Source organism: Sphingobacterium phlebotomi (genome assembly GCF_008180195.1).
Classification (GTDB): Bacteria; Bacteroidota; Bacteroidia; order Sphingobacteriales; family Sphingobacteriaceae; genus Sphingobacterium; species Sphingobacterium phlebotomi.
Genome location: NZ_VTAV01000024.1, coordinates 1 through 22,417, shown reverse-complemented (window position 1 = coordinate 22,417; position 22,417 = coordinate 1). Strand labels below are relative to the sequence as shown.

The window sequence follows — 22,417 nt, the reverse complement described above, 5'->3', positions numbered from 1 at the left end:
TTTTCTTCCGTTCAGCCTTTTCCCGCGGGGACGAAACTGCTGTTTTTCTACTGTTCGACATTTTTTTTGGAAATCTCCGTTCACAGACAGCATATTTGCTGCGTGATCACACGGCAATCTATCCAGGATCGATAGGTGCTTTTTATAAACCAAAACATAAATTGAACATGGAACAATTTATTCATGAAATCCAACACATAGCAGCGGTAGCCTCGAATGTACTCGATGGAAACGAAGGTCTTGCATTGCTGTCTGCCAGTAAGGAAAAATGTAATTTGTATTACCTTTAAATCACGTTAATTCTACGATAAGGGTGATCCGGACACCCTTTTAACTAACTAAAACCAACTATGAACAGCACCCCAAATACTTTACCGGCAATACCTGTCAGAAAGGATGATCACATCCTTTGGAACCAAAGTGTCAAAGCGGCTTCCATGCTGTACTACTGGAAATTGGTAGACAGCTACGAATCCATATTGCGGATCATAAACATTCACCAAAGCTATCTTCAACAGGAAACATTTCAGCCCGACCATACCTTTCTGCCACAACTGGAAGAACAGCTGCCCAAGGTGGACGGCCCGCGTATATGGGCCAGCTTCCATATTGGGCCTTATGCGTTGATGGCACGTGCACTTATCCGGCAAGGATATGGTATTGCGATCTTGCTCAAAGACGAGGTGTTCGAAGAGCAATATCCCATGTATAAGCAGCAGTTCAAAAGCAGTTTCGGACGGGAAGCGAATGCGAACGAACTGCAGTTTGTAAGGTCGAGCGGCTCAAAATCACTTATACAGCTAAAGCAACTGTTGAAAAGAGGCTACCACGTTATCTGTTATGCCGATGGAAAACTTTGTCCCTATCCGTCCGGTTGTTCTCACAACGGAAGGTGACAAACTGACGTTACGGAGTAGGGGAGATCTATATGTAAACGAAAGGGAGCAATATCAAACCAGCATGCAGTATTGTTATAACCTATTGGAAGATCTATCAGCCGAAGAGATCTTGCAGTGGGAGCGTATTGGCAAACTGTACGATAAAACCATTTCAGCCAGAAGCGAAACCCTTGAGTCACCAATATGGCTGCCCGTATATGCAAAAGAGAAAAACATGCTGCTGGATATTGTCTCGGGGAAATATGCAGAAGTTCCTGCCGATCAGTTTGAGAAAATAGACACGCTGAGACGAGAATTCATTAAGCAATTTTAATATCCATAAATTTATATCGCAATAAAAACCTTATACTATGAGTAACAACACCGATTTAAAACAAAAATTTTCAGAAAAAGTGCAGGCCTTCACCGCCAAATGTGATGAACAACATCATGCGATTGCACAGAAGAAAGAACAGGAGCGAAAGAAAGAAGAAGAACAAGCTAAATGCAAGGAAGATGTAGCCAAAAAATTTGATGATACGATATTAAAAGATCTTCGGCACCTTTTCACGGAAATCAAACCGGCATTTTCTTCGCCCTATCTGGAAATCATACTAGATACGCATGATCGACATGAGCACTTTTATATTCTCGACGATGATGAAATTCCAGCTTTTGCCGCCCTTGCGGTAGATGCCAAAGCGAAGGTTGACGGCAATATCTTCGACTGCCCGCGCTACCTACTTTTTGTCACGTCCATATCGAGTAATTCATTTGAATTTTCACTTAATAATGAGTGTGTGTATTTACCGATCAATGGGATTACGCGATAATGAAGATCGGTATTGACGTTCCACTTCTGGACGACGGCAGCCTGCGGCCTAGTTTAAAAAAGAAAGGATTTCTTCCATTGAATGAAAGTGTCTATATACATGTTTCGCAGATACGATCTGTCGATCTAGAAGCACTACAGATAGAGATTGATCCAGAGCTGGATCGGAACATGCGGAAAAATCTTAGGGGAGATGATGTTATTGAGAAGCTTCAGCGCTGCCGGGAGGAGGATTCCAATATTTTCGATATTGACAAAGCTTTTGCAGAGGAGATAAGAGCTATTATTGAGTGATAAGGTTACTGAAGTAATGTTATCAATAAAACATTTTTTTTCGTTTATTTCGAATATTTCGTTTATTTTTGTAGTGAAAAAGAAACACGATCGACATGGAAACCTTAGATAGAATTAACAGACCTTCAAAAGCAGAACAGAAAGTTGCCATGCAATCATACGATTCATTGGCAGCTGTTATTGAACAGCTAAGTGCAGAAAAGACTGAAATTGAAATAGAAGAGACTAAAGACAAAATAGTGGTGCCATTACGGGCGCTTAAGCTATTTGGCGGTATTCTGAAAGCTATGTCCGAGGGTAAGCCGATCTCGATTGTGCCGCTCGCTACGGAGGTGACTACGCAAAAAGCTGCTGAAATGCTTGGCTGCTCCCGCCCTCATCTGGTTAAGCTACTTGAAGAGGGGAAGATTCAGTATACAAAAGTAGGAAAGCACCGCAGAATAGTTTTCGAAGATGTGGTAGAATACAAAAAGCAAATGAAAGCCGAACAGAAAACCCACTTGATCGATATGATGAATCTTGATGAAGATCTTGGGCTCTATGATTCATAGCGTAAGATTTACGGCTGTACTGGATACGAATGTCATCTATCCGGTCATTATACGGGATCTTTTGCTTTGGTTCGCACATTATGACTTGTATACTCCAAAATGGAGCGCAAATATCTTTGACGAATGGAAAACAGTTATGATGCGGAGAGGTATTTCGGAGGAAGAAGCGGAAAAGAGGGCTCAAGCTCCAAATAGAGCTTTTCCCGATGCATTTGTGTTAAATTATGAAGGGATTATACCCAGTCTGACGTTACCTGATCCGAATGATTGTCATGTGTTGGCGGCGGCTATTAAATCGAACGCGAACGTGGTCGTGACCAATAATATAAAAGACTTTCCGAAGGGCTATTTAAATTCCTTTGGCGTGGGTGTAAAAACCGCAGACGATTTTTTAACAGATATTATAGATCTTAATCATGAGGTATCCATACAGGCATTCCGCGAAATGGTTGTGCATAAGAAAAATCCCAAAATGGATGTTTATCAAGTGTTGGATCAACTGCGGAAATCCGGTCTAATCGATACCGCGAATTATTTACATTCTTTATTGTAGAACGGCGATTGTGAAGTTTTTACTGGAGCTGACCCCGAAAAGCGTTTCATTCACATATATTATAGCGATATTCCAGTTGACTATCAATTTTTATATACAAATATTTCTTTGCTTGGTAGTGGGTTGAACGTGGAATTCTCCATCCATATACAGCATATTTGCTGCGTGATCACACAGCAATCTATCCAGGATCGATAGGTGCTTTTTATTAAACTAAAACATAAATTGAACATGGAACAATTTATTCATAAAATCCAACACATAGCAGCGGTAGCTCTGAACGTACTCGATGCAAACAAGGTCTTGCATTACTGTCTGCCGGTAAGGAAATTTACATAAATTTATATCGCAATAAAAACCTTATACTATGAGTAACAACACCTATTTAAAACAAAAAATTTCAGAAATAGTCCAAACATTTACTGCCGAATGTGACAAACAACATCAGGCTATTACCCAAAAGAAAGAAAAGGAGCGAAAAAAAGAGGAAGAAAAAGCTAAACGGAAGGAAGATGTAATCAAAAAATTTGATGATACGATCCTGAAAGATCTTCAGCACCTTTTCACAGAAATCAAACCGGCATTTTCTTCTCCCTATTTGGAGATTCTGTTAGATACCCACAACCAACGTAAACGGTTTTATATATATGATCAAGAAGCCTCACCAGCTTTTGCTTTCTTGGCACTAGATGCCAAATCGAGAGAAGATGAGGATACTTTTGACGATACTCGCTATCTTCTTTTTGCAATATCTGTGACTAGTGGGTCATTTGATTTATTTGTTAAGAATGAGAGTAGAGATTTTTTGAGCCAATGTGAAGATGGGGATGAAGACAGTACCCTGCTACAAACGTATCCTTTCGACGACTATGATTTCAATGAGATTCGGGGACATATCGAGAAATACTTGACCGATGAACTGTTGTATCTTCGGAAAAATTTTAAGGTACGAATAGAGGAGTGGGAGGATTAAATAAACAAAACAATGATGTTCAACTTTTAAGGGCTATTGTTGATCGATAACATTATTAGGTTAGATACTTTGCGGCCAAAGTCAAAACACGTCTCCGCTATATACTAAAATAGATATTAGATGTTTGAAACCAAAAATGCCTCATAATAAATGAGTAAAGGAAATAATTCCTATTATTGTTGTATATTATACCGTTATAAGCTATTAACACTAACTTGAACTTTTGAGAATGAAGAAGATATTCCTGTTACTTTATACCATTTTTAACATAACATTGCTGTTTTCTCAAGAGAAGACTGTTATCGAATTACAAAAAATTGATGGTTACGGACCTCATGGAATTACCTCATTCGGTATAAGTGAGAAACGAGATAGCGAACGAAAAGATTTATATCCTGCTGTCAAAAATATTCCCGAAAACTGGAACGATGTTCGAGAATATTACTATGAATTAAATCCAAAGCAGTTAATCTACCAATCAGCACATCTATTGGATACTATGAGCTCAAGTCTAGCCAAACTACTGGAAACGGAGGATATTGACCTAAAAGACTCGGTGAATTACGCAGAAGAACCTCTGGCTTGCGGGATTAATGTCGTGATAGGGAGAGATAGTCTGGGAATGCATTATATAATCGATAGAAATCAGAATAACGATTTTGGCGATGATGTGGTGAGGCCTGTTGTTGGAAGAAATACTTCATCCTCCGTACCAAATAATCCAGACTATGTTTTTTATCAATACTGGTACGACGGCAAAGTTCATAACGACACCTTAATTATTTCCGTATCGGAGATTAATAACAACGTCTTTTTTTCTTTCCCGCAATTTTATCTATCCACTTTTAAATATAAAAACAATACATATTATTTCTGTAAGAATATCGGCAACAGAGGTGCTTTCGTTGTGCCTGCTATACCTTATTTTTCGACGTTACCTCCAGAGAAGAAAGTTTTAGAAGGACAATATTTTAATTTGGGAGAGGATACGTTCAAACTATCCCGCATTTTGTATGACGGAAAATTTATAGAGATCGAAGGCGATGCTATGTTGACGGATACCATCAAGACAGTAAAAGAGAATCGAAATGTTCATCGCGCTTCCGATCAAGCAGGGTTTTTAGCTCCTGCACTATCCGGACGAGATGTATTAAACGGAGACATGTGGACGTTGGATAGTGTGGATAAGGACAAACTGATTTTTATTTACTTTTGGAGTACGACATGTGGCCCGTGTTTACAAGATTTACCAAATCTAACACGCATTGCGAACAAATATAAGGATAAGGTAGAATTTGTAGGAATCTGTGATGTAAGAACTAATCTCCACGCAGTGTTGAATAAACATAACATAAATTGGACGATGATTAAACTTCAAGATGCCGAAACGGAAGTAAACAAATACAATATATACAAATATCCATCATCATATTTGCTAAACAGCGAGCGGGTCATTCAGCGGGTCGATATGAGATCAGCGCAGTTAGAGGAGTTTATAATAGAGAATATACTTTAAATATTTGTTGGTATAATGAAAAATGACCAGTCACATTTGATAAGATAAATGAATAGGAGCCCCTACAGCGCGCAACACAATGTGGTAAATATTATCCTGAGACTGTAAAATTACGATTATTCGTTTCATTTCGTCAATTCTAATTTTGCTGTGACGGATATACAAGCTCCCACAAATGACCGTCAGGGTCAGAAATATATCCAATATATCCCCCGTATGTTTCATCAACCATAGCTTTTCCCGATACAGCACCTCCGTAGTTTGGTGCATTTTCCAAAGCTGTATCTACATCTTCTTTGGACATCAAGGCACAACTGATGATTGTACCAATATTGTCCTTTTGAAACTGCACCCCACGACCCGCTTTTTTGCTGTATGCTTCAAAAGCACCTTTTTCCATAAAAAATAAAGAAAGGTTTGGAAGTTCAACCGTAATCATTCCCTCTTCAATCTGAATATCAGGAAGTCCAAATATATTTTTGTAAAATGTTAGTGTTTTGTCCAAATTTTGAACGGGAAAACAAACTACTGTACCTCTTATTTTCATCTTATTTAGACTTTGATTATTATATTTTTGCTGTTATAAATTTAAAACCATTCTTTTTTAATCAACTTTGCATAAGACAAGAAATTGAATACTCGTTTTTAAAAGCAATAGGATTATTTTTTAGTATTACAAAAATATCTCAACCGTTGTTTTTATGCCGTTTCGCTTTGTGTGAGGTGCATTCCCTTCAATATTGCTCTCCTTTTGACTTCAAACGCTTTCGGGTATTTTACCATTCCGCTTATGCCTTTAAGTCCGTCAGATATTAATTCAATTCCCATAAAAACAGTGGCTGGCACATCAAAGGGTGCTTTTATATTCCATGTGCCCGATAATTTTGTTGTCAATCGTTGCCACTAACGAAAGTTCGGGAACAAAAGCTGGTGGCAACCGCATATCCCAAACAGAATGACCAAAGAAAATGGTGTCATAATCCTGAATGTTTATATCAACTTTTTTAAAAGGCGGTAATATTTTCCCTTTATTTTGCCTTGACATTTCGTCAATGGTTTCCTGATAGCCTGACGGATAAGGTCTTTAACAAAAAAAAGCTGCGTTATCGTTATGTTTAGTTATGTTCTCCTGTTACTTTTTTCTTACGTTTCCGCCCAAACGCCCACTTTTCTTCCGTTCAGCCTTTTTCCGCGGGGACGAAACTGCCGTTTTTCTACTGTTCAACATTTTTTTTGGAATTCTCTATCCTTATACAGCATATTTGCTGCGTGATCACACAGCAATCTATCCAGGATCGATAGGTGCTTTTTATAAACTAAAACATACATTGAACATGGAACAATTTATTCATGAAATCCAACACATAGCAGCGGTAGCCTCAAATGTACTCGATGCAAACGAAGGTCTTGCGTTACTGTCTGCCAGCAAGGAAAAATGTAATCTTAATTATTTTTAAATCAAGTTAATTCTACGATAAGGGTGATCCGGACACCCTTTTAACTAACTAAAACCAACTATGAACAGCACCCCAAATACTTTACCGGCAATACCTGTCAGAAGGGATGATCACATCCTTTGGAACCAGAGTGTCAAACTAGCATCGATGCTATACCACTGGAAATTGGTAGACAGCTACGAATCCATATTGCGGATCATAAACATTCACCAACGTTATCTTCAACAGGAAACATTTCAGCCCGATCATACCTTCCTACCACAACTGGAAGAACAGCTGCCCAAGGTGGACGGCCCGCGTATATGGGCCAGCTTCCATATCGGCCCTTATGCGATCATGGCGCGAGCACTTATTCGGCTAGGATATGGTATTGCGATCTTGCTTAAAGACGACGTGTTCGAAGAACAATATCCCATGTATATGCAGCAATTCAAAAGAAGTTTCGGGCGGGAGCCGAATGCGAGCGAACTGCAGTTTGTAAGGTCCAGCGGCTCAAAATCTCTTATACAGCTAAAGCAACTGTTGAAAAGAGGCTACCACGTTATCTGTTACGTCGATGGGGAAGAAGGAGACAGTGTAGAGAAAGGATGGACGAAGATCCATGTACATAACAAACCTTTGGATGTACGCATGGGAATGGCCATACTAAGTCAATTGAGCGGCGTCCCCATCCGTCCGGTTGTTCTTACAACGGAAGGCGAGAAACTGACGGTACGGAGCAGGGGAGACCTATACGTAAACAACCGGGAGCAATATTCCGCCGCTATGCAATACTGTTACCAAATGCTGGAAGAACTCTCTGCGGAGGAAATCCTGCAGTGGGAATGTATTCCCAGATTATTCGATAAAATTGTTCCCGATAAGCAACACACTGCTGAAAAACCCATATGGCTGCCCGTCTACACAAAAGAGAAAAATATGCTATTGGATATTGTCTCCGGGAAATATGCAGAAGTTTCCACTAGTCAGTTTAACAAAATGGAAACGCTGAGACGAGAATTCCTTAAGCAGTTTTAATATCCATAAATTTATATCGCAATAAAAACCTTATACTATGAGTAACAACACCGATTTAAAACAAAAATTTTCAGAAAAAGTGCAGGCCTTCACCGCCAAATGTGATGAACAACATCATGCGATTGCACAGAAGAAAGAACAGGAGCGAAAGAAAGAAGAAGAACAAGCTAAATGCAAGGAAGATGTAGCCAAAAAATTTGATGATACGATATTAAAAGATCTTCGGCACCTTTTCACGGAAATCAAACCGGCATTTTCTTCGCCCTATCTGGAAATCATACTAGATACGCATGATCAACATGAACATTTCTATATTCTCGACGATGATGAAATTCCAGCTTTTGCCGCCCTTGCGGTAGATGCCAAATCGAAGGTTGACTCGAATATCTTCGACTGCCCGCGCTATCTGTTTTTTGTCACGTCCATATCGAGTAATTCATTTGCGCTATCACTTAATAATGAGTATCGCGAGGTCTTGCGCTTCGGTGCACACGAAGATGACGAGAGCACCCTGCTACAAACCTATTCTTTCGACGACTATGATTTCAATGAAATACGAGGACATATCGAGAAATACTTGACTGATGAACTGTCTTATCTGCATGAAAATTTTAAGGTACGGAGTGAAGAGTGGGAAGATTAAATAAACAAAACAATGATGTTCAATTTTTTCAAAAGAAACGACAAAAACAAAGCTACCCCTAGAAAAGAAGACCTAGACAGGGAAGCAATACAAAAGCGGGGACTGGAACTAGCAGAGGTCACCAAGAAGCGGCATGCGGCCGGCTTTCCACAGCAAGCGAAGTCGCAGGAAGATTTAACGGCCGTGATGTACGTCTTTACCGATCGATGGGATTACGCGATAATGAAGCTCGGTATTGACGTTCCACTTCTGGACGACGGAAGCCTGCGGCCTAGCTTAAGAAAGAAAGGATTTCTTCCATTGAATGAAAGTGTCTATATACATGTTTCGCAGATACGATCTGTTGATCTAGAAGCACTACAGATAGAGATTGATCCAGAGCTGGATCGGAACATGCGGAGAAATCTTAGGGGAGATGATGTTATGGAGAAGCTTCAGCGCTGCCGGGAGAAGGATTCCGATATTTTCGATATTGACAGAGCTTTTGCGGAGGAGATAAGAGCTATTATTGAGCGATAGAATTACATAGATATAAAACTTATAGGTTATGATTCAGAAGAAAAAATATGTTCGAAAGCTGATCCGGAAAAAAATAATGGGCACATTAACTGCCGAGGAAGAGATTGACCACACGATTGCTTCGGTTCTTTATAAGCGAGAAGAGTTTCAGGAAATGATAGCCGATGTATTGCTAAGTATCCCGGATGAAGAATTAACGGACGTCCCACTTGGAGACTGGAAGCCGGATATTGAGGGCATTATCAAAGGCCGACTGACATCGCGCAATTTCAAATCTGACAGCGAACCGAAAGATGAGGAGGATGGCAAAGAATAGTAAAATTATGTGTCAATCTCAAGTGAGATATGCCTTGTTCTTATTTCAATAAATTTGTATATTCGTTCTAACAACCAATTTGTTAGACATATGAACCATAAGTTACCCCACCTTTATTTAAGAAACCCCTCGGGCTCAATTCACAAGTTCAATAAATCTAGATCAATTACGGATACTAAATTTGAAGATAAAGATCCAGAAGCGTATAGACTCCATAAGCAAAAGCTACATACGTCATTTATTCAGCTGAAGCAAGATAGAATTATACGACTACAGCAGAAGACACTCGTACCAGAAAATCTTGCAATCGTCGAGATTAGGTTGTTGATCCCTTTTAGCGATGGTGCAAACTTTAAAACACGCACCCGTTTCTTGAACGAATTTGGGTTAAGTCCGGTTATGCAAAAAGATTTCAATAGGACAGTTCTATTTGCAATCGTTGATGAAGTCAAATTCACAAAATTCGATAGATTACTTAATCAATATATCCAGAGTGATCATCGTACATCTCCTCAAGGAACACCGTATGCGATAATGACAACGTTATATGATGTGAAGTATCATACTGCTGATGATATCCGCAATTATTGTTCTCAGGACCTTGTTTTTGAGTTCATCAATAATAATGCAGATGTCCATGCTGTTTATGAAGAACAACGTGAGATTTTAGATAATTACCTTAACGGTTTAGTATTAATTGATGAGATATCTTCGTTCACAATCGATCCCTATGATAAGATGGTACAAATCAAAGGTGCAAGTAGGGATGTGATTATAAACATGGCTGAAAACTTTGATATTCTTGCTCAGGCCCATTCTTTACGTGCAGTAAGTGTCAAACCGGATAAATTTAATATGGCACAGTTAACCTGGGATTTAAATATCCGACGCAATGGTCATACGGAAACTATAGTCGGTGTTTTGGATAATGGTATTCGACCAATAGATCCTATCCAAGAGGTTGTTGTGGATGGACTGGATATTACAGCTACTGGTAATGCATTATCCGCAACTCATCAGCATGGCACCATCGTAGCCAGTTTGGCTGCTGTAGGCGAACGCTATTTTACAGGGGAAAATGATTTAATAGCAGATGCACATATATATTCCATTAAGATATTGGAAAATATAGATGGTTATATCGATGTGATTAAAATAGTAGATGCTATCCGAAAAGTCCATCAAACGCAGGGCATCCGTCTGTTCAACCTGTCAGTCTGCGCAGAGAGCAAAGCATATAATGAATCTCCGTCATTATTCGCCTACTTGCTAGATAAGCTCGCCTATGAGGAAGATATATTGATATTTATTGCCGCGGGTAATATGCATTACGATGATCTGGTTGCCATGCAAGAAGAAGTTCATGACTTACACAAATATCCCAACCATTTTTATAACCCGGGCGTTTCATCTGACATACACTCTTGTGAATTTACAAATATTTGTACGCCTGCAGAAAGCATGAACAACATTACAGTAGGATCATTGGCGGACAACTATCGTCCAGAAACGCAGCCAGACCTCAGTCTTGACAAAGATTTGCCGGCCTACTATTCACGCAAAAATCATTATGATTTTAAACAACCGATTAACGGTGGAAAGCTAAGTCCCAATCACGGTAACAAAAATCTTTTTAAACCTGATCTTGTTATGCCAGGAGGTGATCTGTTAAATGATGACGGCGCCATGCAAGTTCTTGGATTTGGAGATACCGGTACGGATTATTACACGTTCGATGCAGGGACGAGCTTAGCGACGCCGTTAGCTTTAAACTTAGCCGCGCAGCTTATCAACCTATATCCAAACATTTCCCTGCAATCTGTCAAAGCTTTAATGATTAATAGTGCCAGTAGCTACTCTCACACCCATTTAGAAGATAGTGTTTCCAATCGGAAGGAAGCCCTATCTCATAGTGTATACCAACGCGCCTTCGAAGATCTTAGTAGTGGAGAAAAGACGAATGTTACAAAACAGGTATTATCAGCAGAAGATATCCACCGTCATCTAGCAGGATATGGGAGGCCAGATCGAGAGAAATTACTTTATTCCAAAGAAGACGAAGTTTCGTTACTGATAGAAGACGTTATTCCTACCGATCACCATAAAGTAGTTTTGGTAAATATTCCAGAATATCTGTTAGATAGTGCCAATTCCAAATGTGTGAATATCCAGGCGACCTTGTGTTTCAAAATAAACCCTGCTTGGGGCAATCATGTTGACTATAATCCCCTGCATATGTCGTTCAATTTTGCCAATAGCGTAATCAAGAATTCCCCAAGCGATCTCGCCGCTATTATAGCTGATCGAGATCATGATTTCTACAAAGATTCTTGGACAGATGAGATCAGAACGCTTCAGCGAAAAAAGTACATGGAAGGACTTTCTTTGTCTGAAAAAGCGAAATTAGCTTCTTTGAAGTTAAAATTAAAAAACCAAGTGCTTGGTGTGAAAACAACGGTAGACTCTTGGTCCGAAGATTTCTTTCCATTGGTTAATAAGCCACTTTCCAATAGGCAACAAATGAGCATCATCTTAGCAAAAAAGGATATCCAAAAAATAGGCAATCAACTCGTTATTGCACTACGTTGCGCTGTGAAGGAAAATTTAGATCATGATTTGCAAGAATGGCTCAGGATAACGCCTGAACATGGTTTTTCCTTGGCTATCCGTGTAGCAGATGAGTCAAAGATAAAAAATAAACCAAGCCTTTACGACGAATTTCAAGCGGTTAATACAATGGAGATAGTTAATAATAATATGGCCGATCTCGACCAAGATATGGAAGCCGAAGCATAAAAAAAAGCCTTGGCTTATTCAATCGCCAAGGCTTCTTTTTCCTGTATCAAAAGATCTTGCCATATTTGCGTATTGATCTTGGGCTTCAGCGTCCGTGTATCTTTCATAGCAAAGAGGCTGCGCTTTACAGCGTTGATCAGTGTCTTCTGTATACTGTAGTAGGAGAGGCCCTGCGCATGCTCAATCAGCTTCTTCATAGATACTTTGCGGTCAAACGTAAATTTTCCCTCTTTCAGTACCAACTGGATCAATTCCTGTATCTGTTGTTGGTCGGGCAGCTCTAAGGAGATGGCTAAATCAAATCGACGTAGCAATGCGTCGTCCAACATATCCTTTTGGTTCGTTGCGCAGATCACCATGCTGCTTTGCGGTAGATAGTCGAAGAGTTGCAGGATGGTATTTACTACCCGCTTCATCTCGCCATGATCTTGGCTGTAGTCGCGTACCTTTCCCAAGGAGTCAAACTCGTCGATAAAGATGATGCAGTCTTCCCGCGCTGCTTTGCGGAATATCTTAGCAAGGTTCTTACTAGTTTCCCCCAATTTAGATGAAACAATAGCACCGAGATTAACCACAATCATCATCTTTTGCAGCTCTCCTGCAATTACATATGATGCTAAGGTCTTGCCACATCCCGATGGGCCGTAAAGCAGAAGTTTGTTAGATATCGGTAATTGATATTTCGATAAGAGATCACTGTTGCGGTGTTCTTCCAAAAAATTAACCAGTTGATCTTTTGCCGATGCGGTGCACACCAAATTGTTCAGACTGTAATCCGAAGTTAATTTCTCTAGGATCAATTCATCTGTCTCACGATCTTGCAGGTTTTGATAGTGTGATGGCGAACCTACCTTTTGCAAGGGGCTGGTTTGCTGCTTGCGTAAACTATCTTTAAGTAGGGACTGCAATTGCAGGGCAAAGTTTACCTTCTTGCTATTTTTGTTGTGCTCGATAAATTCGGTCAACGTAGACAATAGTTTCTCCTGGTCGTTCTCCAACCCAAAACGTGCAATGTCTTTTATATAATCTTGTTGTCCCATTTTATCTATCTGCTAGCAGATTTGCTATTGCAAAGTTACGAATTGTATCTTTTGCTAGCATATTTAAGTTTACTTAGCTAAATATAGGTATTTTTTGTGAAAGTGATAGCAGTTTATAAAGTATCTAAAATCTACTTAACAATAGTTATTCTCTGGACGCTATCTCCCAAGCTTCAAAATATTTTAAAATATTCTTCCTACGCCTGTTAGTAATGTCTATTTTTATGAAAAATTAACCGATAATATGGACAATAAGGATGCAATTTTTGTATTAGTAAATGATAATTACCCTAAGGATTGTTATAATTTTATTGAGGATGATTTTAAAAATTCTCCATTAAACGTTAATATTCAACGGAGAGAAAACGGAGCAATGGCCGGTATCGAGTGGGCGTTGCCGACCGCGATTGTAGTCTATTTATTAAAGCCCTTTTTCGAAGCCTTTCTAAAAGAAGCTGGTAAAGATGCTTATCAAAAAGCCAAGGGAGCAATAAAGAAACTGGTTTCTAAAAATCTTCCTGTCAAAACAAATATTCTATATGCAGGCAAGACTATTGACAAGCAATCTAAAAAATATGATCAATCTCTTACAATCTCTATAAAAGCTGCATTGCACAGTAACCTCACCCTCGTTGTACTTTTTAACAATGAGTTAGTAAATGAAGATTGTGATTTAATGACTGACGGGCTTTTGGAATCAATAGAAAATATGTATAAGTATGTACAACAAGAGTTTCCCGATAAAGACGATAATGATAAGCTTAGTCAGAATCAACTTTATTTAATAGCTAACATGGAGTCCGGCACTTGGGATATTTTAACGCAGCAACAGATGACCGAAAAATATAGAAACAGCTAACACAACAAACTAACCTAAAACGAGGGCAGAACAATATTTCTGCGATTAAGATGACGTATATTCCTATCGGCAATGGGAGGTACTAAAGTCAAAGTATAGAATAGATGAATAATTATGGATATAAGTTTCTCGAAGTATTATAACGATTTAAACATAACCGACACAGAGTTCTACTTCAATGATTCCGTGCTTCGTTTTCTTCCAAATATCCGAAGCCTCAATATAATCGTTGGGCGAAATAATACTAGAAAGAGCAGGTTTTTCAGGATGGTTATGGAGCACGAGGCGTATTATTGTTGGAAGTCAGACACACCATTTGAAGAGATACTATTAAAAATTGAACGGGATATTGAATCTTTCAAAAAAGATTTTGGAAATTTAAGTCTAATCACATTTGGAATTAATAATCAGACTAAACCGGATCTTCGTAATATGATCGAAGACCTAATTTCTGAGAATGGCACCTATAGCAGTAAGCTAATGTATAGCCTTCGAGCTGGGCGACTCTGTACCGGAATTGAATTCATTGTGGAGAAACTGTTAATTTGCCCGTCCGAAAGCGAATTTGAATTGTTACTCGAAAGAATTGAGAAGGTTGTTCGAGTTATAGAAATGCTACATTATCTTTTAAAGGGCTTCTATGAAGGTGACAGCGGGCAACTAATCAATTTTGAGGTGAATGAGCTTAAAAGATCTATATATCGATCGCTATCTCCAAGTAGAAGTCGTGATTTGAAAAAGGAACGTGTAAGTCCGCTCTTAAATAACTTGGCTAGTATCGATGACTCTCTTAATAAACTGAAATCATTCCATTACGAAAGATTAACGCCAAATATCATCTACATACCCGTGCTCCGCACGTCAAGGACTTTATCCGGTATTACCGATGATATATTCGAGAAAACTATCAGAAACCAAATGCCGTCTTTAAGTACTAGAGTATTGATACATACAGGATTAAGTTTAAATGCCAAGATACTTAAATCAAGAAATGGCAGCAAGCAGGATTTTTATGATTTTTTAGCATTCGAAGAATTTATTGGGGGTACTTTTTTTGATGGGCGTGAAATCAATATGATCGCACAATACGGCGAAGATAAAGAGATTAGGATAAGCTTGCCAGATGAACGAACTGACGTTTCATTTAATGATTTGGGAGATGGGGTTAGCGGTATAATTAATTTATTGTATCCGATTTTTACAGCGCCAAAGGATAGTTGGGTATTCATTGAGGAACCGGAGAACAATCTACACCCAGCATATCAATTGATTTTTGTGAAGGCTATATCCGAGAATGTATTCATAAAGGAAAAGAATCTGAAAATCTTCATTAACACACATTCCAATCACATTCTGGTTAATAGTTACTTAAGCCCGGAAGATATCAATGTTATTGTTTTTTCGAAGAGAGACAAAGATACTACGTCCTTAATGAGTTTTAGCGATGATAAAAAGTCAACTCTTGATCTGTTAGGGGTTTTAAATACTTCGGTCTTGGTGAGTAATTGCTTGATTTGGGTAGAAGGTGTTACGGATAGATTGTATGTCCAAGCATTTCTGAAAGCATATATTGATTCTTTAGATTCTGCGTGTGGTGCGAATATAAGAGAAGGTCTAGATTATTGCTTTATTGAATATGGAGGGAAAAATCTTGTACATTATGACTTTAAAACGCTAGAGAGCGACGGCATTGATCGCAATGTTAAAGCTTTCTATAGCAATAATAGAATCTTAGTCTTAGCTGACCATGATAATGATGAAGCAAAAAAAGAACAATTTTCGGCCATAGAAAATAAACACTTTGAATATATAGACACGGGGTTGCCAGAGATCGAAAACATCCTTCCTAAAGAAGTATTAATCGATTTTCTGAGACATCTTGCTGTTACCGAAAAATTGATTAACAACGTGGACTTCAAATTAATTGCGACAAAAAAACTAGGAGAATTGTTCGACGGGGTAAAGAAAAACCGAAGAAAGCTAGCGATTAAAGCAAAACACGGTGGGACACTTTCCAACCCTTATAAAAGAAAACTATCAGAGTTTGTTTTTCAGAAAGTCGCAGAGGGAAGCTATGATTGGAATTTGTTTAGAAAGTCGCATAATATTGAACGAGTTATAGAGAAGATATTTTCCTTTATAAAGTTGTCCAATGGAGGATAGAGAGTAGTTCTGGATTGATGGAATTATAATGCATTTCATATTTAGTAAAATGGTGTATGGAAGATACTGAACAATTTGAATCTAAACTTACTAAAATTTCAGATATCGCTTTTTACAGTGCGAATAAGAGATTCGATGAGCGACTACACTCATTGAAAATTGATGAATTATCTATTCAAGATCGACTATTGTATCGACGGTCCATATTATCTGGGTTTAAAGAGGCACAGAAAATTCTAGTTGACGAAATTTTGATCTATCAAAAAAAGCGAATAAACTATAAGGATAGAATTCGAGAGAAGCAGACGCTAGGCGATAAATCAGGTGTTAAAGATAGCCAATCAAAACAGAAGATAATTGAAAGACGTCTTTTCAATCTGTCTCATGTCGCCGATCGTATTGCCGTCTTAATGTTGGATAGTCAAATGCATATTGCTCGTCGATTATGTTTGGGAGAGAGGGGTAAAAAGGAGCTGTTACATTCCAATCTTAAACATTCTTTGGAAGAAGCAAACAAGATCAACAAAAGCCCAGATAAGTTTGCATTAATAGCTGACATCACCAGCTTTATTCAAATAGGTGACCTTTTGGTAGATGACCCCAGTATTGGACTTTATATAACTGAATTGAAGGAAGGCAAGGTCAACGAACGCATTCGTGAGTTTATAAACCTAACTGAAAGGAAGCATGGCATACCTTGTGGGAAATTTCAGTTGGATTTTAGTGATAAAGAACAACGACAGATGGATCGCATGATGCGCCAAGATACACGCTTGCGTAATATTGAAAAAGTGGTTAATGAAGATCATGGAATTGACGAAGTAACAGGGTTGCCATTGTTTATAAGAACGCCAGCAACCACTCCTATTTATTACGATAATAGGTTTGTCAACATGTTTAAAGAAACTCGTGAAAAGGGTTACAGTTATAGGTTAATTGAAGATTGTATACACATTGGAATGTATGAAGGAGAACTTGGATTACGAATGGCGCCGGGAGCAATCCCTATAATATTAAAAAATAGGGTTAGCAACTACATCCTCATTGATTACATGCAAATCACCGAAGTATTGTCTGAAACTATATTTGCCAAGCCGCTGCCACTAGAATTTCTTATTAGATTAATGATCGGCAGGGCGAGAATTATTTTAGCTCTCGAAATGGACAAACTCATCGAAGTGTTCAACAATAATGGTTTAGCGTCCCGTTGGTTAACTAAAAGAGAAACGGCAAAAGCCAAATATGAATTTAAATCCAAGGGTATTGTTATAATTAACAATAGAGCTATTGCAATCAAAGTTGATGGCCAAACTGAAGGGATTTTGTCTAGCGGAATAATTAATAAGATTTTGTTTGACAATATATTGCCATCGTCTTTGGCAAAATCAATTGTTACTTCATACGGTCCGTCACCGGAAAGATAAAGTTAGTCCTAAATCTAGACAGTTGCCTCAAAACTGAAAGAGTTGCATCTATAATTGTTAAAGACTGTTGCATAGCTAATAATTAATCCATTTATATCGCTGTCCTAAGATCCCACGCGGATAGTAAATATTTTCGCTGCACGATTTGTCTTTTGCATCTCTATGTTTTCTATATATCTTAGCAAGACTTTGCTATACCCTAGAAGTTTTTTGTATTAACGAGCTAGGAAGAGAAAGATCGATCACTAAAAGAGAAATTTATAATCATAAATTGGAATATGGGTAACACAGACTTGTTTAAAAATTCATTTGATAAGCTTCGTTTTCCAAATCACGTGGATTTGATTGACTTATTGTTGGAAGAAATTGGAATCTCTGAAACTAATTTAAAAGTTAACCTCGAACAGATAAGAGAGGATTTTCCGAATCTTACAGATCACTCTTTAGAGCACTCTAGAATGTTATGGAATTATGCGGAATTAATTATCGGAGATAATTTGTTCTTAAATCCGTTGGAAGCGTACGTACTCCATATGTGCTTTTTAGTTCATGATGCGGGAATGTGTTATTCGATTTTGAATAACAAGGCAGAAATCGAAAATATGGATATATTTAAAGATTTTGTCGCTCTGAATTCGGATATCAAGAATGTTGAAGAAGAGGCTCTTTTCTATTGTGTAAGAAAATTGCATGGAGAATTTGCATCTATTATTCCGACCGCGACACTTCCTTCTAGAAAGATGGTAATAAATGATGAAGGCTTGAGAGACGAATTCAGCGAGATTATAGGCAGAGTTTCAAAAAGCCATTCAATGGATATTTCATATATCGAGAATGAACTTTTTGATTATATTAAACCAAGTCATATTGATATTCCGATAGATTGTAAAAAATTAGCCTATATCCTTAGAACCTCGGATGCGGCACATATCGATAATTTAAGAACTCCATTATTGAATAGAGAGATAAAAGAAAATATTAAAGGCGTTTCGCAACATCATTGGATTTTCCAAAAGAAAATTGGGTTTCCGTTTCTTGAAAATGGTTTACTGATATATCGTTCGATCTCGTCCTTCAATCCTGAAGAAAAGAAAGCATGGTGGTTATGCTTTGAAGCACTTAGTGTTCTGAATGACGAATTAAAGAAGGCAGATTTGTTTTTTATAGAAAAAGCTAAGAAGGGCTTTGCTGCTAAAGGGGTTAAAGCTATTGATAATCCATTATTTTTAGGAACTTCCTACATTAGAACTAACGGTTGGCAATCTATTGATACCAAAATAAAAGTTTCAAAACCTAATTTATTGGCTGCGAACATTGGGGGAAAGAGATTATATAGCCATACATACTTCGCAGTTAGAGAACTAATCCAGAATGCCATTGATGCTATTAATCTTCGACAGATAAAAGAAAAATCATTGGTTGGGAACATAATTGTTGAACTTAAAAAAGAAAATAATGACTGGTACCTATTGGTAAGAGACAATGGCATTGGAATGTCGCGGAATATTCTTATTAATCATTTGCTTGACTTCGGCAAGTCATATTGGAAAAGTTATGATTTCTATGATGATTATTTGGGTATCGCACAAAAAAAATTCCGCTCTATTGGTCAATTTGGTATAGGCTTCTATTCTGTATTCATGTTGGGTAATTGTATTAAGATTTACTCTACAAAATATGGGGAAGAGTTAAAGTTTCAGAATATTTTATCATTCGATAATGGACTAATCGAAAATCCACATTTATCAGTAGTTGAAAATAATTCAATTCAAGAAGGCTATGGAACGACGGTCGAAATTAAGCTTTTTTCAGATCCCTATACAACGGGCGGTTTTATTAACGAAATTTCTTTTAAGAAAAATGATCTGTTTGAGTTGGTGAGATTTCTTATTCCAGATGCTGATCATTCCATTGAAATAGTTGAACAGAATTCGAACAAGACTATCGGTGCGAAGACTTTGAGTTCAACCGAGGAATTTAACTTTAACTCATTTATTAACCTAGTGCGATTTGAGAAAAGTAAAGGGTATGATAGCTTCGTGATTAAAGCCTTAAGAGAGATCGATCGAAAGCTGCTTCCTGTTTACCAAGGAGGAAAGAAAGTTGGACAGTTAGCGGCATTACCAAACGTAAATCGAAAAACAGCTCAAAATACAGGTGTGATATTATCAAATGGAATTAGGGTTGCCGATTTATCAGGCAATTTAGCCGGTTATATAGAAGTCCCAGAAGTAGTTAATTTAAACAGAAATCAATTTAAATCAGAGATAACTTTTGAATCAGTTTTTGATTGGGCTTCGAGGTATATAGATTATTTGAGAGATCAAAGTAATTCCAATAACATTCCTGATGCAGATATAGACCGGGAGATAAAAAGCATCCAATATGCGTTGGGTATACTTAATGAAAATGAATATTTATTTGTTTATATAGATACGGTAAATAATAAAAGGATCCCTTTAACAATAGGCACCTTGCGTAATTTTATTAGCAGCAATAATGAATTCAATCATTACCAATTAATGGATACATTCCATGATGGCTTCAGTTATCAAGGAATTTTCGATGTTATAAGACCATTTAGTTTTGGCGGTTTGCTTTGTGATGAGGATAAGAAAAAAATAGTTTCAATTTCTTCGCTAATAGGTGATTTAGTAAATGAAGAATGGGGTGAATATGCAATAAATGAATCACAAGGTTTTCAGGATTTCTGGCATTTAAACGGGGTCAGCTTTCCATATTATTCTAGAACCATATATAAAAGAAAGATATGAATTGCATTTATTTATTGTAGCAGATAGTTTGTGTATGTCGGTTTTTAATTGAAAGATGTTATTGTCCATAAAAGTCTAATTCAGGGTTGTAAAAGCAATAAGGCACTTCGAATTCGATTAATAAATCCTTATCCTCAGTTCCGAAATCAGAAGGGTTACAAAAACCTCAAACGTTTCGATCGTAATAATGTGCTAATGGAAATACCCCGTTACTGTACAGATAGGATTGTTATTCAAAATAGGGGTCACCTAAAGATATTTTTATAAAATTCTCACTAGGCTTTATCACTATTGCTATGATATTTTCGTAAGGATAATTTTTAATGTCTTGATAATGAAATGCAATATTTATCATATAATACCCATCAAACTTTCCATGAAGTTGACTGCCGTTTTGCCATTTATCGATATCTAAGTCAATCTCCAGATCAATTGTTCTTTTATCTTCAGGTAATATGTAATCTTGGAGTGCGTATAAGTAACCTTCATTTAGGTCCGTGATATTAACTATAGTGTGTGACTTGAATCTTAGGAGAATCGGCGAAATAAACTTGGGGTGCTTCAAACTGTTTTGTTGAATACTTATCTTAAAAGATAATTTGAATCCAGTGGAATCATATTTTTGATCGAGTATGTTTAGTATAGGGCGTATCCTTTCACGAAAAATATGTGTCTCGATTTGTGTTATTTCTTGTTGCATTTTTTGTACTTCCATTTGAGATTGCAGAGTTCTATAGAGAAATACAGCAGTAACGACTGTTACCGCGATGATCATCCAATCACTGATAGTCCCCCAAACATCTGCAGTAAATTTTTTTGTGTCAGGAAAGATATCATTGTAGATATAAATGAAAGTACAAATACTAATAATTAGCATTCCCGCAGAAGCACTCAAGACCAAGTTTGTGTGATCATTTTTCTTTTTCATACGCAGTTTTTATGCTCGATACGGTCTTATTAATTTTTCTTCATGTACACCACCCTCGAATTCTCAGTATCTTCCTCCAACGCAAAATCTGTCTCTGCTTTTTTATTGCAAAGTTTTGCCAGTGCGATTTGAATTTCGAGCGGTGTATACCTACTTTTGTACGCTTTCTTTAAATGGAGGTAAATCGTCAACGCAAATTTAGTGTTATCAAAATATCCCGCCGCCACCATTCCCTTTAAAGTATCTAGAAGATCCTTATTGATTTTAGCACGTCCGCCTTTTGTTGCTTCGATCTTCCACCGGAAATTCTTGGAAGAGTCATCGTCATATGTAACAGTAAACTTATAGTAAGTTACTTCACATAGCCTGTCACTATAAAAGTTATACGTACCATCTATATCTAGCGTTTCATTAGGTTTGACGGTGTTCGGAATAATTTGTCGAAAACTTGTAGAGGCAATCGCAGGTAGCATGTCGAGAAATTCTGTTTTGATATGCTCTTTGCCAAAAGGGTTCAGAATCTCAACAAAGTATTTATTGTACTTTCCCAGAAGGAATGAAACCTCCCTTTCGGAAATACCCTTCTTTTTGCAGATACGATAGAAATTAGCAAGTATCTCAAAGTCTATCCGCGACACCTTTTGTCGGGCATGTGGTTCTGTAATCGAGATAATCTTGTTCGTTTCTTGTTCCTGCATTGAATCGGTCAATCTGGCCAATCCAAAAATAAGAAAATTTTCATTTAGGCGGTATAACGACCGTTATCAAGTTTCAATAAACCATCTTGGACCAAGCTGGTTAATACATCTGTACGTCTTCAAACTAAATTAGACACATTAGGATGAAACCTTAAGGAGACTTTCGAGTTATAAATTTATTAATTT

Annotated in this window: 23 protein-coding genes; 18 read left to right on the top strand and 5 right to left on the bottom strand. The window is 37.7% G+C overall.

Annotated elements, in window-relative coordinates:
* Nucleotides 1-167: 167 nt before the first annotated feature.
* The 9 genes from FXV77_RS22580 (at nucleotide 168) to FXV77_RS20745 (ending at nucleotide 5,597) form a co-directional block, all read left to right on the top strand.
* Entirely contained in the window at nucleotides 168-290 is a 123-nt protein-coding gene (locus FXV77_RS22580; RefSeq protein WP_262713634.1) for a hypothetical protein, read from the top strand.
* 60 nt (nucleotides 291-350) lie between these two features.
* The gene (locus FXV77_RS20780) at nucleotides 351-896 is read left to right on the top strand and encodes a hypothetical protein (protein WP_148921171.1); all 546 of its coding nucleotides are present in this window, start codon (nucleotides 351-353) and stop codon (nucleotides 894-896) included.
* Nucleotides 847-1,212, top strand: coding sequence for a hypothetical protein (locus FXV77_RS20775; protein ID WP_148921170.1), 366 nt, complete (start codon nucleotides 847-849; stop codon nucleotides 1,210-1,212). Before FXV77_RS20780 ends, FXV77_RS20775 begins: the two co-directional genes overlap by 50 nt.
* A gap of 37 nt (nucleotides 1,213-1,249) precedes the next feature.
* Nucleotides 1,250-1,711 (top strand): hypothetical protein, encoded by a 462-nt coding sequence (locus FXV77_RS20770; protein WP_148921169.1) that lies wholly within the window; start codon nucleotides 1,250-1,252, stop codon nucleotides 1,709-1,711.
* On the top strand, nucleotides 1,711-2,004 hold the full coding sequence (locus FXV77_RS20765; RefSeq protein WP_148921168.1) for a hypothetical protein: 294 nt from the start codon (nucleotides 1,711-1,713) through the stop codon (nucleotides 2,002-2,004). The genes FXV77_RS20770 and FXV77_RS20765 overlap by 1 nt, the downstream gene beginning before the upstream one ends.
* A 149-nt stretch (nucleotides 2,005-2,153) precedes the next feature.
* Nucleotides 2,154-2,555: a helix-turn-helix domain-containing protein gene (locus FXV77_RS20760; protein WP_246162545.1), complete on the top strand. Its 402-nt coding sequence runs from the start codon at nucleotides 2,154-2,156 to the stop codon at nucleotides 2,553-2,555.
* Nucleotides 2,545-3,108, top strand: coding sequence for a PIN domain-containing protein (locus FXV77_RS20755; protein WP_148921166.1), 564 nt, complete (start codon nucleotides 2,545-2,547; stop codon nucleotides 3,106-3,108). Before FXV77_RS20760 ends, FXV77_RS20755 begins: the two co-directional genes overlap by 11 nt.
* Before the next feature lie 367 nt (nucleotides 3,109-3,475).
* Nucleotides 3,476-4,081 carry a hypothetical protein gene (locus tag FXV77_RS20750; protein WP_148921165.1) on the top strand — a complete coding sequence of 202 codons (606 nt, stop codon included), beginning with the start codon at nucleotides 3,476-3,478 and terminating at the stop codon, nucleotides 4,079-4,081.
* Nucleotides 4,082-4,310: 229 nt separating this feature from the next.
* Nucleotides 4,311-5,597 (top strand): TlpA family protein disulfide reductase, encoded by a 1,287-nt coding sequence (locus FXV77_RS20745; protein WP_148921164.1) that lies wholly within the window; start codon nucleotides 4,311-4,313, stop codon nucleotides 5,595-5,597.
* 139 nt (nucleotides 5,598-5,736) lie between these two features.
* Here FXV77_RS20745 and FXV77_RS20740 read toward each other — a convergent pair whose 3' ends face one another.
* Together FXV77_RS20740 and FXV77_RS20735 are read right to left on the bottom strand one after the other, a co-directional pair.
* Nucleotides 5,737-6,144, bottom strand: a complete 408-nt coding sequence (locus FXV77_RS20740; RefSeq protein WP_148921163.1) for a VOC family protein — start codon at nucleotides 6,142-6,144, stop codon at nucleotides 5,737-5,739.
* A gap of 300 nt (nucleotides 6,145-6,444) precedes the next feature.
* Nucleotides 6,445-6,642: a hypothetical protein gene (locus tag FXV77_RS20735; protein ID WP_148921162.1), complete on the bottom strand. Its 198-nt coding sequence runs from the start codon at nucleotides 6,640-6,642 to the stop codon at nucleotides 6,445-6,447.
* Nucleotides 6,643-7,114: 472 nt separating this feature from the next.
* Here FXV77_RS20735 and FXV77_RS20730 point away from each other — a divergent pair, with 472 nt between their 5' ends.
* The 5 genes from FXV77_RS20730 to FXV77_RS20710 all read left to right on the top strand — a co-directional run bounded on the left by FXV77_RS20730 (nucleotide 7,115) and on the right by FXV77_RS20710 (nucleotide 12,345).
* Nucleotides 7,115-8,071: a lysophospholipid acyltransferase family protein gene (locus FXV77_RS20730; protein ID WP_148921161.1), complete on the top strand. Its 957-nt coding sequence runs from the start codon at nucleotides 7,115-7,117 to the stop codon at nucleotides 8,069-8,071.
* A 37-nt stretch (nucleotides 8,072-8,108) separates the two neighbouring features.
* Complete coding sequence (locus FXV77_RS20725; protein WP_148921160.1) at nucleotides 8,109-8,714, top strand: hypothetical protein; 606 nt, start codon at nucleotides 8,109-8,111, stop codon at nucleotides 8,712-8,714.
* Nucleotides 8,715-8,726: 12 nt separating this feature from the next.
* The gene (locus FXV77_RS20720; RefSeq protein WP_148921159.1) at nucleotides 8,727-9,233 is read left to right on the top strand and encodes a hypothetical protein; all 507 of its coding nucleotides are present in this window, start codon (nucleotides 8,727-8,729) and stop codon (nucleotides 9,231-9,233) included.
* Nucleotides 9,234-9,261: 28 nt separating this feature from the next.
* A complete protein-coding gene (locus FXV77_RS20715) occupies nucleotides 9,262-9,549 on the top strand; it encodes a hypothetical protein (protein ID WP_148921158.1) in 288 nt (95 codons plus the stop codon).
* A 90-nt stretch (nucleotides 9,550-9,639) separates the two neighbouring features.
* Nucleotides 9,640-12,345 (top strand): S8 family peptidase, encoded by a 2,706-nt coding sequence (locus FXV77_RS20710; RefSeq protein ID WP_148921157.1) that lies wholly within the window; start codon nucleotides 9,640-9,642, stop codon nucleotides 12,343-12,345.
* Between the two features lie 14 nt (nucleotides 12,346-12,359).
* Here the strand turns inward: FXV77_RS20710 and FXV77_RS20705 are convergent, their stop codons facing one another.
* The gene (locus FXV77_RS20705; protein WP_148921156.1) at nucleotides 12,360-13,385 is read right to left on the bottom strand and encodes an AAA family ATPase; all 1,026 of its coding nucleotides are present in this window, start codon (nucleotides 13,383-13,385) and stop codon (nucleotides 12,360-12,362) included.
* Nucleotides 13,386-13,629: 244 nt separating this feature from the next.
* On the opposite strand from FXV77_RS20705, the gene FXV77_RS20700 reads away from it, so the two are divergent.
* The 4 genes from FXV77_RS20700 (at nucleotide 13,630) to FXV77_RS20685 (ending at nucleotide 20,605) form a co-directional block, all read left to right on the top strand.
* The gene (locus tag FXV77_RS20700; RefSeq protein ID WP_148921155.1) at nucleotides 13,630-14,244 is read left to right on the top strand and encodes a hypothetical protein; all 615 of its coding nucleotides are present in this window, start codon (nucleotides 13,630-13,632) and stop codon (nucleotides 14,242-14,244) included.
* Between the two features lie 273 nt (nucleotides 14,245-14,517).
* Nucleotides 14,518-16,407 carry an AAA family ATPase gene (locus FXV77_RS20695; RefSeq protein WP_187444202.1) on the top strand — a complete coding sequence of 630 codons (1,890 nt, stop codon included), beginning with the start codon at nucleotides 14,518-14,520 and terminating at the stop codon, nucleotides 16,405-16,407.
* Between the two features lie 56 nt (nucleotides 16,408-16,463).
* Complete coding sequence (locus tag FXV77_RS20690) at nucleotides 16,464-17,831, top strand: hypothetical protein (protein WP_148921153.1); 1,368 nt, start codon at nucleotides 16,464-16,466, stop codon at nucleotides 17,829-17,831.
* 278 nt (nucleotides 17,832-18,109) lie between these two features.
* Nucleotides 18,110-20,605 (top strand): HD domain-containing protein, encoded by a 2,496-nt coding sequence (locus tag FXV77_RS20685; RefSeq protein ID WP_148921152.1) that lies wholly within the window; start codon nucleotides 18,110-18,112, stop codon nucleotides 20,603-20,605.
* A 229-nt stretch (nucleotides 20,606-20,834) separates the two neighbouring features.
* On the opposite strand, the gene FXV77_RS20680 is transcribed toward FXV77_RS20685, so the two are convergent.
* Both FXV77_RS20680 and FXV77_RS20675 read right to left on the bottom strand, forming a co-directional pair.
* Complete coding sequence (locus tag FXV77_RS20680; RefSeq protein ID WP_148921151.1) at nucleotides 20,835-21,533, bottom strand: hypothetical protein; 699 nt, start codon at nucleotides 21,531-21,533, stop codon at nucleotides 20,835-20,837.
* Between the two features lie 29 nt (nucleotides 21,534-21,562).
* On the bottom strand, nucleotides 21,563-22,231 hold the full coding sequence (locus FXV77_RS20675) for a hypothetical protein (protein WP_148921150.1): 669 nt from the start codon (nucleotides 22,229-22,231) through the stop codon (nucleotides 21,563-21,565).
* Nucleotides 22,232-22,417 lie beyond the last annotated feature (186 nt).